This is a genomic window from Burkholderia sp. S171, assembly GCF_009766085.1.
GTDB lineage: Bacteria > Pseudomonadota > Gammaproteobacteria > Burkholderiales > Burkholderiaceae > Caballeronia.
The window spans coordinates 143,445-155,863 of record NZ_LMUF01000038.1 but is presented as its reverse complement, the minus strand read 5'-3'; the positions used below and the strand labels follow the sequence as shown (position 1 = coordinate 155,863).

Here is a 12,419-nt window from a genome sequence, read left to right as displayed (position 1 = left end):
AGCGTAATTGCGAAAGGCGGCGCAGTGGCGCTTGCGGGATCAGTTCCTGACTCGACCCAAGTTAGTAAGGCGGGCGAGGTAGCGAAAGGGGTACCCGGGGTGACGTCCTTGAATAATTCTCTGACGATCAAAGAAGTGGGTCAGTGATCCTTCTTGATCCAGTCGGCCGGTTCGCGCCGGCCGGATTATATCGTAGGGGAGCTTGCAAAAATGTCATTTTCCTACGCGAGGCTTTCGCGGCACGTAGCAGAGTCCAGTGGTGCTGTTTATGCGTACCGTTGAGGCAGGCGGAAACGCTCGCCTCAGCAGCTTTAGTTTCTTTGACACCGGTGGCCGAGTTGCGCGGACGGGCAAAGCCCAAAGGCGGTGAAGCGTTCGACATTTCGGCATCGTTGCGCAAAATGGCCACCGGGGCCAAAAGTGGTTGAGGAATCTGGAGAAATCAACAGCGCCTAGGCGGCATGCGTCTTTGCGAAACGATGCTATTAGAAAATCTTATTAAATCAAATACTTCGTGTTTGGTCACTTTCCGGCAGTGGGAACGCCTTCGTAGTGCCCGCAGACGCGAAAATGTGCCCTCAAAAGCCGTGGCTAGGGACAATATTGGGTGCCCTACGCAACGTGATTGGCTCCCTCAGCGAGCATGTGCGCTATTGCTGGGGCCCGCGCGGTTCACGCGTATATCGACGGACCGACATGAGTGAAGTTCTCACGCTCAGCTACGGCTATACCGCGAAAGATCTCGCCGCGGTGCGCGAGTACGTCCAGCGCGCGTGGGGCCGGCCATCGTCGCGAGCACCTATCGCGATACCGGACGAAGATGGTCTTGCCGCGAGCCCGTCGGCGATGAAGCGACACCTGCGCATGATGCTCGACAGTCTTGTGAAGCTGTGATCGCGCAAGGCTCGCCCGCGCTCGCGGGGCACTTGCGCGTCGGAACGTAAGCACGGCAAACTGAAACTGACGGCCGTGACCTTCCCCATGGTCACCGAGAGGTGCCGACGCTTGCGGCTGCCCCACCTGACGCATCGCACTCGGTCGGTGGTTCGTCCGCGCATCGCAAGCCGCTTGAAGGGGGAGATCGCAACGATCGGCGTAGTGATCGCGTTTGCAAACGGCGCGGCGGCGGCTGGTGGCCGCTCGATTTTGTACATCAGCCGGGGCGCACAGCAACTGTGGTCGCCTGGCTGCGCCGTCACGAAACCGACCTCCGATTGCGGGTCGACGCGGACGTTGATACTCGCGATCCATTAATGGTGGCCGAGTTCATCCAGGTGCGACCCGTGGGATACGACTACTTGGACGCGGGTGGAAGGGCGACCCGCCGCCGTAGCGAGACTAGCGTTTGCAACGCTCCAAAAGGATGACGGTGCCGAACTCCCAGTCGGGCGCCGAAAAACACCTCGATGCTAGACGCCCAACCCGGTTACGCAAGTTTTTTAGCCCTCCCGCGCAACAGTGACGTTTTATCTCGGTATCCGTGCTCGAACTGAGAGCGCGTGGCAATCCGTTCCTTTCAACGTTGTGACTTCTGGACTTGTGCTTGGTTCGCAAGGATCGTTGCTGCAGCCTAACAACATGAAGATCGGGTAAACGCCGGTTGATGAAATGCTACCGAAATATAGAATTAGTACCTATGAACGTAGCATGATTCATGGAACGGAGACAATTAAACACCCGCCTAATACGGTTTACAAGGTGAAGAAAAAATAGTCGAATGCAAATGTATCGAAAACGTCGTGCGCGCACTTGCGGAAGAACAGCTGGTATCAATGTAGATTCAGCACATCTCGTTCGTCTTGATGATATGTATAACTAAGTGTATGGATTGGAGATATGACAAAGACAACGGCAAAAACAGTCATCATGGCTTTGATTGTGACGTGGAGCGGATTCGCTGCCGCTCAGAGCAGCGTAACGCTCTACGGTGTGATCGACTATGGCATCAACTTTGTCAATAACGCACAGACTCCCAGCACCGGCGCCAACGGGAGAACCGGAGGTAAGCAATGGAATACGAGCAGCAGTATTATGAGGGGCAACCGTTTTGGCTTTAAAGGAAATGAAGATTTAGGCGGCGGCTACAAGGCGTTGTTTGTGCTGGAAAACGGATTCGACGTTGGAACTGGAAAATTCCAGCAAGGTGGTACTTTCTTTGGCCGACAGGCATATGTGGGACTTAGCAATGGATATGGATCATTGACGTTTGGACGCCAGTATGACGAGATGGTCGATTATCTCGGCCTACTACAAGGGTCGCCTGGCGTCGGTGCATTCGGTGATCATCCAGGGGATGCCGACAACACTGGTAACGACTGGCGAGTCAACAATTCTGTCAAGTTTACGAGCCAAAACTACAACGGCTTTCAGTTCAGCGCCTTGTACGGATTTGGCGGGACGGCCGGGAACTTCGCGAATAATAGTGTGAGATCGTTTGGAGCATCGTATGCATACGGCGGGCTGGTCGTGGCAGCAGCTTACCTAAACGTTAACAATCCTAACCAATCGTTTTATGGAAACAATCAGAATAGCTCGGCGACAGGAAATAACCTGGGAGCTGTGACGGGAGTGACAAGCAACCCGATTATCGCAGGATTCGCTTCGGCCCGCACATTGGAAACTTACGGGGCTGCCGCTCGCTATTCGACCGGAGGTTTGTTATTTGGACTGCAATATACCAACATCAAATTCAAAAACCTGAATAATCCAGAGTCAGGAAGTCTCACACTGACTAATCCTCTTGGGTACAGTGGCAGTACCCATTTTGACAACTATAACGCCTATGCTACTTACTATGTCACGCCGTCCCTTTCTCTTAACATCTCATACGACTTCTTGATTGGCGGCCGTATTGATAATAAAGGACAGGCGAGCTATAACATGCTGAATGCTGCGGTCCAATACTTTCTCTCGAAACGAACCTTAGTCTATGTTGTTGCGTCGGGTCAAAAAGCATCCGGGACGGATTCCACGGGGCAAGCTGCTGTCGCGTCGATGGAGGCTGTGACCCCTTCGAACAGTAATAGGCAGATCGTGGTCCGAGTCGGGATAAGCCACTCTTTTTAGAATCTAGGAGCCACATTCAAAATACCGGTTAGCCTCGCTCGGAAGTGAAGATGCGTCAAAGTATCTGCGTCATGGATTCGACGCTGCTTTGGCAGGAGTTCGCGTAAATTCAAGAGTCGTTATCGTTGAAAAAAACGAGGCATCTCTGTCGTTGATATCAATTCAGCACGGATATGTGCTGCCGTTGGAAGCCGTTAGAGAATCCGGACGGTCTAGTCCCGAGTAGATTATTGAGCCCAGCCAACGGCCGAAAGAACGGTTTTCTCCACGAGGATGCGTTGCTTCCCAACGAGTTACCCAGGCGCTGCGAACCTTGATCGTTTGACTGGACGGTGGTCGAAAAAAAAGGAGGCAAAGATGCTGGATAGCGCTGTGCAGCGTGTTGTGGACGACTCGGTGGATTTGAGTGCTAATGCGTACCGAAAAATTACGTTTCGAATCGTACCGTTCTTGTGCGTATGCTATCTGTTCGCATACCTCGATCGCGTGAATGTGGCTCTGGCTAAGCTCGAGATGGCGCGAGATCTCGGCATGACGGAAACAATGTATGGTCTGGGCGCGGGGTTATTCTTTATTGGATACGCGCTCTTTCAGGTTCCGAGTAATCTTATTCTTCTTCGCCTCGGGGCTAGAGTCTGGATCGGTGTCATCGCCATTCTTTGGGGCTCCCTTTCCATTTGTACCATGTGGATCCATACGTCTCCCCAGTTCTACGTCGTCAGGTTTTTGCTGGGTACCGTCGAAGCTGGCTTTCTGCCCGGTGTGGTGCTTTATTTGACCACTTGGTACCCGGCCAGTCGGAGAGCAAAAGTAATGGGATGTTTTGTCGTTGGACTGCCCGTGTCCAGCTTACTGGGTAATCCGCTGTCCGCATGGATCATGTCGACCTTTGCGCAATCTCATGGCCTTGCTGGGTGGCAATGGCTCTTCCTCCTTGAGGGTCTTCCCTCGATTGTTCTTGGAGTTCTCGTGTTTCTGTTCCTCCCATCGGACTTACGTTCAGTATCCTGGCTCACTAAAGAAGAACTCGATGCGGTGTCAAGCGAATTGAGCGCAGATACGCCAGTAAGAGAAGGCTGCCAGGCCTCCTACGCGTTTTCCGATAGCAACGTATGGAAGCTGGCATTCGTTAACATGACAGTGGCTATGGTCTTCTATCTGGTGGGCTTCTGGCTGCCGACGATAATAAGGGAGACTGGGGTGAAAGGTGAATTCACCAATGGTTTCTTAAGCGCGATTCCGAGTGTTGCAGCAATCATTTTGATGTTTTACATGGTTGCCAGTTCCGATGCTCACGGCGAATATCGGCGGCATCTCGCCCTATCTCTGACCGCTGCGGCAGCGAGTTTGATCTGTTGCGCGGCATACGGGGGTGGCACCGTCGTGACCCTGATCATGCTGACGATAGCCAACGCCTTCGCCTTTGCAGCTATCCCTATTTGTTTGTCAATTCCGGGGCGAATATTGCCATATAGAGCCGCCGCTGTCGGGATCGCCGTCGTTAGTGCGGTAACGAACCTCGGTGGCTTCCTTGCGACCTATTTGATCGGTTGGATAAGGGATCTGACACACGGAATCGGCCTCGGTCTGATTATTTTTGCAGTTCTGTCGCTGATCGCCGCTTTTGTCGCCTTGCGGATTCGGGCACCGGGAGAGACGCCCGAAGTACTCGGCTCGGGCGAACCTGTTCAAGGAGCGAAGGAATGATGTTTGGGATGCCGAAATTGGCCCGTTTTCTAAACTGTACTCTTTACCACTCGCGATGATCCATCCTTCCGATTTAGAGTTCCATCCGCGTGATCCCACGGATCGCAGTTGGACCGAAACCACCTATCTGGCATTCAACGTTCCAGAGGCTGCGTTGCATGGGACGTGCTATGTGCTTTGTCGCCCGAATCTCGGTATCGCAATGTCTTCTGTAGTCATAGCGCGTGGGGTGCGGCGCCGTCCCTATGAGGTCGATTTCTGCGACCCGCAGATCCATCTTCCGGGTCCGACATCGAACGCGAAGTTCAGCCTTGAGAACGGACTTTCAGTGGAAGCACGATCGCTCACCGAATGGCGTTTCAGCTATCAGCATAAACTTGATCATTGCAACTTTGATCTGGCATTCCATGGGTTGCATCACCCATACGACCCCGCGGATCCGGCTATGAAGCCGTCTGTATCAAGCAATTCGTCGTCTGTTTCCGATCCGCGCATAGGCGATGCGTGGTCCAACGGGCACTTCGACCTGAAGGGCCGAATTAATGGGACGTTAACGCTTCGAGGGCTCCGCTATGAAGTGGACTGCTATGAGGGGATGGACCGTAGTTGGGGTCCACGTAATGAAACACCTAACCGTGCAACTGCGTACATATCGGTCAATTGTGGAGAAGTCCTCTCCATGTGGCTCACTATGACGTTGGATGTAACACTTGACGGCACAGTGCGCTACGACAGCCTCAATTCAGGTTTCATTGTCGAAAACGGTACCGTGACGCCTTTGATCGAGGCAAGCGTGACGGCGACCACTGTAGAAATGCTTGCGATCAGCGATCACATCGTTGTGACTGATGAGCGCGGTATGCGGCATGAATTCTTTGGTGCGGCGATCGGTACAAGGCCAATGGGCTCGGTCAATCCTTCGATTGCAGCGTTTGTCTCCCTGATGCGCTACCGGTACGGCAATCTCACAGGATATGGCGGTCATGGAAAGTTGTTCGGGCTGTCATTCCTTGCCCAACGTCTGAACGGAGAAGAACAGTGATCCAAATCCATTGCGCATCGAATATTCAGGGCGCGCCAGACGTTCGCGACAATCCGAGTGATGAATTCATTGAGGAATTGCGTCGCCGGTTTCCGACGGAGCAGGAAACCGATCAACTTCTCACGCGGAAAATGCGGCGCCGCAGTGGTCCCGCATACAACCATGTCACGTTGCAGGTATTTCTTGACCGACTACATGTCATGCTTACGGATGTTATCGGGGGCGGATTCCGTGTAAGAGATCCGCGATGGCTCACAGGTGGGGCATCGAAGCTGCAGGTGTATTTCGTTCTTGATTGGACCGCGCCGGATCGGGGTGTCGTGAGCGACGAGCTTGTTGTACGTATGGATCCAGCCGAAGCTTCCAACACGACCAGTAGAGTGCGAGAGGCGGAACTGCTTGCAGCGTTTGAAAGCGTTCTGCCTGTTCCGAAGGTACTGTGGATAGACCGCGATGCGCGGTGGTTTCCAGAGCCCGTCATCATCTATACCTTCGAGCGCGGTGTCGCGAAACCGAGAGGCTCTAGCGCCGGACATGTGGTTGGTCTCGGGACGGACTTCGGTTCACGACTGCGGCAATTGCTTGCCCCGCAGTTTCTCCGCCATCTCGCGGTAATCCATACCGCTGACGTTGGATCGATACGCTCCGCAAGCATGCAAGTTCCATCGGTCGGTTCAACCGAGTGCGCACGATGGCAGCTCAATCGCGCACGACGCGTATGGGAGGAAGACCGCGGTGAGGATTTTCCTTTGATGGACGTCGCTGTGAACTGGATGGAACGTCACCTGCCAGCTCTCGATCGAGTCAGCGTGGTCCACGGCGATTTCCGCAGCGGCAACTTTCTGTTCGATGAGTCCACTGGAGAAATCACGGCGTGGCTCGACTGGGAACGCGGCCACCTGGGAGATCGCCATCGCGATCTGGCCTGGATGATGCAAAACGAAAAGGGTCACTTTGCCGAAGACAACAAGACGTATTTGGTCTGCGGGTTGATTCCGCTTGAAGAATTCTATGATCGCTATGAAAAGGCATCGGGCCTGACTGTGGACGCCGAGCGATTGAAATGGTACCGCGTGCTCAATTGCTTTCAGGTTGTCGCTACGACAATGGCAACCATGTATCGCGTTGCCAAGCTCGGCAAGTCTCACCAGGACATCCTCTTGGCCCGGCTGAGGGCTATAGCCTCGGTAGGAGCCCATGAGCTTTGCGAACTGCTACAAGGAGAAGTCTGATGGACCAAATTCCCGTTGGCTTGCGTGCGGCAAGTCGGGCGCTATCTGACGTCGTTGCGCCAGCGGTGGATGCTACCCACGCGCAGGCGCATGATCAGCTTCGGCTTGTGATTGAATACATCGATTTTGTAATCCAGCGGCTGGACCATGTTCACGATCTGGCGCACTTTGAGCACCGCCATAATTATTTAATGGCAACGGAGCTGCAGAAGATCGTCGTTCACCACGGACTTCTGCCAAACGAAGTGTTGGCTACATCAATTGAACATGCTGAGCGCTTTATGCCCGTGGGCGCCCCGCCGTTGCAGGCGATTCGCGATGCTACCGCGTCTCTCGCGTTCGCTGTTGCGGATGTGGTTCGCGGGGCTCCGGCGCTGGAGTCCGAAGTGCGGCGCGAGGTCGAGCGATGTGTTTTGAGTGCGAGCGCAACCCGCATCGGTTTCGAGCGGTCCTGGTATTTGCCGCTCGAGTTGGACAATGCTCCGCATGAGGTCTTGCCCCTCTCTTGCCTGCTGCCAGCGTCTCCCGTGTGAGCCCAGCCGAGCGCGTCGGAACAAGTTGGTATCCTGTGCGAGATCGTTGCAGAACCGGTCGGCGATGATTGCGTCGGTTCAGGCTCTGGGAGCTTTGGAGGAGTATGCTCCGGATCGTAAGTGACTACAGCGAAGAAGTTATTGATTCGAATTATGTAGTATGATTCGCGACGCCCGCGCCGCTATCAGGTACTCTTTAAAACGGACGGATGGTTGTCCTGATTCGGTGCCGAACGCACGGACAGGAAGCCGGGAAGCTTGGCATGAAAATAAATCCGCTTATCGATCTGCTCGGTGGAACGCTTGATGTCTGGCGCGAAGGCTACGCCGAAATCAGCTTGCCCATGGCCCCATGTGTCCTGAACACAGCGGGTGTCCTGCATGGCGGGACAGCGGCCGCGCTGCTCGACACCGTTTGCGGGCTCGCCGGGCTGTATAGTCCAGATCAAGGCGTGCGGCGTCTCGGATCTACGTTGTCGCTAACCCTGTCTTATCTAAACAAAGGTGTTGGATTACGGGTAATTGGTAAGGGGCGTTTGCAGCGCATGGGGCGGTCTGTGTTTTTCGCGAGCGGGGAGGCCTGGTCCGACAGCGGCTTGTTGATCTGCAGCTGTCAAGGGGTATTCAGCCACCAAATCGCGCATTCTTTGCAATGAGAGCTTGCCCGACAGCGCTGATGAACACCGATACTTGTGGGCTGATTGCCAGGATTCACGGCAGTTGATCAGCCTCTAAGATGCCTAACGCTGCGGGCGCTTCACGCTTAGCTTGAAAGGATTGATCGTTTTTTGGCCAATAAACTCAATTCAGGAAGAGCGGTATGAGTAACTTGTTATCCAATGAGGTGGAGTCGCTCGACGACTCCCGAGGCGATGCCGAGCAAGTCGACCGCGTCAGCCCGGGGAGCGCGCGCTCACTGCTGTTGACGCTCCTCGGCGAGTTTGTCCTGCACGAGAAGGCGCAGGTATGGACTGCCACCCTGTTACATGTTCTTTGCGGTGTCGGCATAGCAGAAAAAGCGGCTCGTCAGGCCATTGCTCGTGCAGCTGCCGCCGGCTGGATTGAAAATGTGCGTGATGGAAGACGCGCCAGCTGGACACTCAGCGACCGGGGCCGAGATCTTATTGTTGCTGGCTCACAGCGTTTGAAATCGTTGGCGGGAGAGGCATGGGATAACGACTGGCTGATCCTGCATCTCTCGTTGCCCGAAACGCATCGCACGATGCGCGTCAAGGCATATCGCGCGCTTAGCTATTTGGGCTTTGGCAATCCGTCGCCTGCACTATGGGTCAATCCACATGTCAACCGTCAGGCAGAAACAAAGGTTTTGATCGCAGAACTGAACCTGGCTGACGTGGCCTTCGGTTTCGTAGGGAAATCGTTTGATCTCGGTGTCAACGATGCGCAGCTGGTTGCGCGGGCGTGGGATCTCGATGCTGTATCCGCACACTACCGAGAATTGGCATCGAATTTTCAGAAGCTTCGTCCCCGTTCTGAAGACGCCATCCTGTTCGCACACGTTCAACTGGTTAACCAGTTGCAACGACTGCCGTATATCGACCCGGGATTGCCGGAGGTGTTACTGCCGGCCGGCTGGAAGGGGCGCGACGATGCGGCCAAACTCGTCGCAATCCGTCAGCGTTGGCATGATGCAGCCCATGCGAGGTGGGCGGCACTGGCTGACACCGCCCCCTCACGTTAGCTGTCGAGTGGCGCAATAGATTGATCGGTTTGAGCGGGGCTGGCTGGCTCGATCTGAGTGGCATTTTCCGGCCAGTGCGCGATCAATTCGCTTTTGACAATTTTCCCTGTCGCGTTGGTCGGTAGTGCGTTATATCGCAGCCACCAGCGTGAGGGAATCTCAAAACGGCCGAGATGCGCGCCAGCATGCGTCTCCAGATCCTCAATCTGCACGATCGCACCGTGACGCAGAACGACGGCCGCTCCCACCTCCTCGCCAAGATCTGAGTGCGGCAGCGCGACAACCGCAACTTCGAGTACATCCGGATGCGCGGCGAGGCAGCGTTCCACGTGAGCCGACGCGATGTTCTCGCCGCCGCGAATGATAATGTCTTTCGATCGGCCGACCACGTAAAGCAAATTCTCTTCGTCGAGGCGGCCGAGGTCGCCGGTCCGAATCCAGCCATCCGCGTCAGCAATCGAAGAACCTTCTCCCCAGTAGCGGCTTGCTGCCGAGGGTGTACGTGCACAGATTTCACCTACGCCATGCGTATCCGGGTTATCGATACGGATCTCGACCACCGGCAATGGATGGCCCACGCAACCCGGCCGCCCCTGCAACTGCGCGCCCGATGCCGCGGCGAGCACGCCTCCCGCTTCGGTCAAACCGTACAGGCTGTTGACGCGTCGTTTGATGAGCGGAAACGCGGACTGGATTTTCGCACGCAACTCCGGCGAGACGGCCGCGCCGCCCATGGGTATCGACTTGACACTGGACGTATCGTAGTTGGCGAAGTGTTCGAAGTCGACCACCCGTGACACCATCGTCGGGATACCTCCCCACACGCGAACACGTTCCTGTTCGATCAGGCTCAATACTTTTTCTGGCGTGAAGCGGCCTTCGAGAAAGATCAGCGAACCACCGGACAGCAACGTGGAGAAGCTGATCTGAATACCCGAAAGATGAAACAGCGGCACGGTCAGCAAGCTGGTGGTCCCGGCGTGGTCCGGACCGAGTTCATCCGGCAGGCGGCCGGTCAGCACGAGCAGGTTTTGGATGTTGGCGATCACCGCGCGATGCGACATCACCACAGCCTTCGCTGCACCGGTCGTGCCGGAGCTGAACATGAGAATGGCCGGATCGTCTTCCGCGACTTCGACGTCGGGCAGACGAAACATTGCGTCGATACCCTGTTCCGCTTGTAACAGATCGAAGGCGAGCCGCGCATAACCGGCGGGAAGGGCGCGGTTCGCCGGACGGTCGGTGACGATCAGCGACGGTTTCACCAGTTCCACGGCGTGGGCGGTTTCCTCATCGCTCCACCAGGCGTTGCCGAGCGCTGTGACGGCCCCCAGACGCTGGATCGCCCAGAACGCGAGCAACCACTCGACGCGGTTGAACCCGAGCAGCATCACGCGGTCACCGGCGCGCACGCCGGCCGCGCGAAGCTGCGTCGCCACCACGCTGACGGCGCGCGCATGCGTCTCGAAGCTCAAGCGCCGTTGTCCCTGGACGAGAAATGGCCGCTCGCCCCAGCGCAGGCTGTCAGTCAGCAACTCGGCGAGCGAGCGGGGTCGGTGGCGATAGGCGCGGCATGCGTGCTGATCGACCACGATCGATTCGACATCACGGCCCCATCGTTTGGTTTGGCCGGTTTGGGCCATGACTTCCGCCATCTTCGTTACCTCATCAATTGGATATCACACATGCGCGGCGCGTGGGCGCCGCATCGAGCAGCTCACGAATCGGCGCCTCGCTACGCGAATGGTCCGAGCGCGCCGAGGACTTCTTCGGTGTGTTCGCCGACGGCTGGCGATGCCGCCACGTGCTTACGGCGCTTGCCGTCAAAACGGACCGGCGCTTCGACGGATTTCACGGTTGTCGAACCCGAGCCAGTGTCCACGTCGACCCAGGCGCCCGTGGCGGCCGCCTGCGCGTCTTCGATCAGATCCGCCGGCGTCTGCACCGGAGCCCACCACACCTCGTTTTCATCGAGCACTTTAGCCCAATGCGCGAGCGGATGCGCGGAGAACGCCGCGTCCAGAATCGGAATGAAGTCCGCGCGATTCTTTGCGATCGCCCGCGCGCTTTTGAAGCGCTCGTCGGTCATCAAATCGCTGCGGCCGATTGCTGCGAGCACCGAAGGCAGATGACGCTGCGCCTCTACGCCGACGAGGAAAAACCAACGATCGTCTGCGGTTCGATAGGAGTTGTACAGAGGGGTCCGCGACTCGCTGCGCGGATACGGCGGCTTCGGGTTGCCACCCATGGCCTGTACACCAAGCTCGCCGCACAGTGCCCACATGCCGGTGCGCATCAACGAAGCCTCGACGAATTGCCCCCGGCCGGTGCGTTCGCGTTCCAGCAGCGCCGCGAGCGTGCCGCTCGCGGCGGTCATGGCAGTGAAACTGTCGCCGATGCCTTGCATCAGGGCAAGCGGCGCGCTGTTCTGCTGTGTGATCTCGTGTGAGATGCCGGTACGCGCAAAAAAAGCCGCGACGTCGTAGCCGGGCCGGTTCTGGTCGGGACCGCCCCAACCGTATGCACTGACCGAGCAGTACACGAGCCGGGGATAACGCTCGCGAATCGCCTCGGGTGTCAGTTCGAGGCGCATCAAGGCGTCCGGGCGCAGGTTGGTGATCAACACGTCCGCGGTCGCCAGCAAGGCGTCGAATGCACGCATGCCTTTTTCGGACTTGATTTCGAGTTCCACCGAGCGCTTGCCGCGATTGGCCGCCAGAAATGCACCGTTGGGCGCATCGCTGCGCGCGCCGAACGATGAGAACAGCGCACGCATTGGTTCGCCGCCGGGCGGCTCGATCTTGATCACGTCCGCGCCCCAATCTGCCAGCAGCCCGCCCGCGAGCGGGCCGGCCATCCAGTGCGCAAATTCGATCACACGTAAGCCTGCCAATGGCTGTCCGCCTTGGTCGTGCTGCGGTTCGGTGACGTGCGTTGTCTCGCTCATATGTGTTCTCCAAGGTTTTTCAGAAGCTTCCCGTTTGGTGCAATTCAAAGCGGTGGCGACGCGAACAGCGCATCGAGCCATCATTGAAAAATACTACATTCGTTGATACTATTAGTCAAACAATGTAGTATTTAATCTGGGTGCCGGCGTAGCAAAGACGAGTGAACGAGCGGTGGCCCGGTCCCGGCAG

At 56.6% G+C, this 12,419-nt stretch carries 12 protein-coding genes; 9 read left to right on the top strand and 3 right to left on the bottom strand.

From position 1 onward, the window contains the following. From GSQ93_RS20205 to GSQ93_RS20175, 7 genes are all read left to right on the top strand, one after another. The coding region (locus GSQ93_RS20205) for a BON domain-containing protein (RefSeq protein ID WP_158937507.1) at positions 1–147 on the top strand (147 nt) is incomplete at its 5' end. 549 nt (positions 148–696) lie between these two features. Beyond that, positions 697–894, top strand: coding sequence for a hypothetical protein (locus tag GSQ93_RS20200; protein ID WP_158937410.1), 198 nt, complete (start codon positions 697–699; stop codon positions 892–894). 942 nt (positions 895–1,836) lie between these two features. Beyond that, complete coding sequence (locus GSQ93_RS20195; protein ID WP_158937409.1) at positions 1,837–3,066, top strand: porin; 1,230 nt, start codon at positions 1,837–1,839, stop codon at positions 3,064–3,066. 357 nt (positions 3,067–3,423) lie between these two features. Beyond that, positions 3,424–4,773, top strand: coding sequence for an MFS transporter (locus GSQ93_RS20190; RefSeq protein WP_158937408.1), 1,350 nt, complete (start codon positions 3,424–3,426; stop codon positions 4,771–4,773). Between the two features lie 55 nt (positions 4,774–4,828). Then, the gene (locus GSQ93_RS20185; protein WP_158937407.1) at positions 4,829–5,815 is read left to right on the top strand and encodes a hypothetical protein; all 987 of its coding nucleotides are present in this window, start codon (positions 4,829–4,831) and stop codon (positions 5,813–5,815) included. Further along, entirely contained in the window at positions 5,812–7,047 is a 1,236-nt protein-coding gene (locus tag GSQ93_RS20180) for a phosphotransferase family protein (RefSeq protein WP_216857642.1), read from the top strand. Before GSQ93_RS20185 ends, GSQ93_RS20180 begins: the two co-directional genes overlap by 4 nt. Beyond that, complete coding sequence (locus GSQ93_RS20175; RefSeq protein WP_158937406.1) at positions 7,047–7,580, top strand: hypothetical protein; 534 nt, start codon at positions 7,047–7,049, stop codon at positions 7,578–7,580. The genes GSQ93_RS20180 and GSQ93_RS20175 overlap by 1 nt, the downstream gene beginning before the upstream one ends. A 185-nt stretch (positions 7,581–7,765) precedes the next feature. Here the strand turns inward: GSQ93_RS20175 and GSQ93_RS38195 are convergent, their stop codons facing one another. Further along, positions 7,766–8,029, bottom strand: a complete 264-nt coding sequence (locus tag GSQ93_RS38195; RefSeq protein WP_254073970.1) for a hypothetical protein — start codon at positions 8,027–8,029, stop codon at positions 7,766–7,768. On the opposite strand from GSQ93_RS38195, the gene GSQ93_RS20170 reads away from it, so the two are divergent. Both GSQ93_RS20170 and GSQ93_RS20165 read left to right on the top strand, forming a co-directional pair. Continuing rightward, positions 7,919–8,236 carry a PaaI family thioesterase gene (locus GSQ93_RS20170; protein ID WP_254073967.1) on the top strand — a complete coding sequence of 106 codons (318 nt, stop codon included), beginning with the start codon at positions 7,919–7,921 and terminating at the stop codon, positions 8,234–8,236. The two genes, GSQ93_RS38195 and GSQ93_RS20170, sit on opposite strands and share 111 nt — an antisense overlap. Positions 8,237–8,400: 164 nt before the next feature. Next, positions 8,401–9,282, top strand: a complete 882-nt coding sequence (locus tag GSQ93_RS20165; protein ID WP_158937404.1) for a PaaX family transcriptional regulator C-terminal domain-containing protein — start codon at positions 8,401–8,403, stop codon at positions 9,280–9,282. On the opposite strand, the gene GSQ93_RS20160 is transcribed toward GSQ93_RS20165, so the two are convergent. Both GSQ93_RS20160 and GSQ93_RS20155 read right to left on the bottom strand, forming a co-directional pair. Then, positions 9,279–10,925: a class I adenylate-forming enzyme family protein gene (locus tag GSQ93_RS20160; RefSeq protein ID WP_158937403.1), complete on the bottom strand. Its 1,647-nt coding sequence runs from the start codon at positions 10,923–10,925 to the stop codon at positions 9,279–9,281. The two genes, GSQ93_RS20165 and GSQ93_RS20160, sit on opposite strands and share 4 nt — an antisense overlap. Positions 10,926–11,017: 92 nt before the next feature. Continuing rightward, entirely contained in the window at positions 11,018–12,229 is a 1,212-nt protein-coding gene (locus tag GSQ93_RS20155) for a CaiB/BaiF CoA-transferase family protein (RefSeq protein ID WP_158937402.1), read from the bottom strand. Positions 12,230–12,419 lie beyond the last annotated feature (190 nt).

What these genes read in the sequence shown, in the direction of transcription:
- GSQ93_RS20185 (WP_158937407.1), top strand. Translation starts at nt 4,829, where the DNA reads ATGATCCATCCTTCCGATTTAGAGTTCCATCCGCGTGATCCCACGGAT.
- GSQ93_RS20190 (WP_158937408.1), top strand. Translation starts at nt 3,424, where the DNA reads ATGCTGGATAGCGCTGTGCAGCGTGTTGTGGACGACTCGGTGGATTTG.
- GSQ93_RS20165 (WP_158937404.1), top strand. Translation starts at nt 8,401, where the DNA reads ATGAGTAACTTGTTATCCAATGAGGTGGAGTCGCTCGACGACTCCCGA.
- GSQ93_RS20155 (WP_158937402.1), bottom strand. Translation starts at nt 12,229, where the DNA reads ATGAGCGAGACAACGCACGTCACCGAACCGCAGCACGACCAAGGCGGA.
- GSQ93_RS20195 (WP_158937409.1), top strand. Translation starts at nt 1,837, where the DNA reads ATGACAAAGACAACGGCAAAAACAGTCATCATGGCTTTGATTGTGACG.
- GSQ93_RS20160 (WP_158937403.1), bottom strand. Translation starts at nt 10,925, where the DNA reads ATGGCCCAAACCGGCCAAACCAAACGATGGGGCCGTGATGTCGAATCG.
- GSQ93_RS20200 (WP_158937410.1), top strand. Translation starts at nt 697, where the DNA reads ATGAGTGAAGTTCTCACGCTCAGCTACGGCTATACCGCGAAAGATCTC.
- GSQ93_RS20175 (WP_158937406.1), top strand. Translation starts at nt 7,047, where the DNA reads ATGGACCAAATTCCCGTTGGCTTGCGTGCGGCAAGTCGGGCGCTATCT.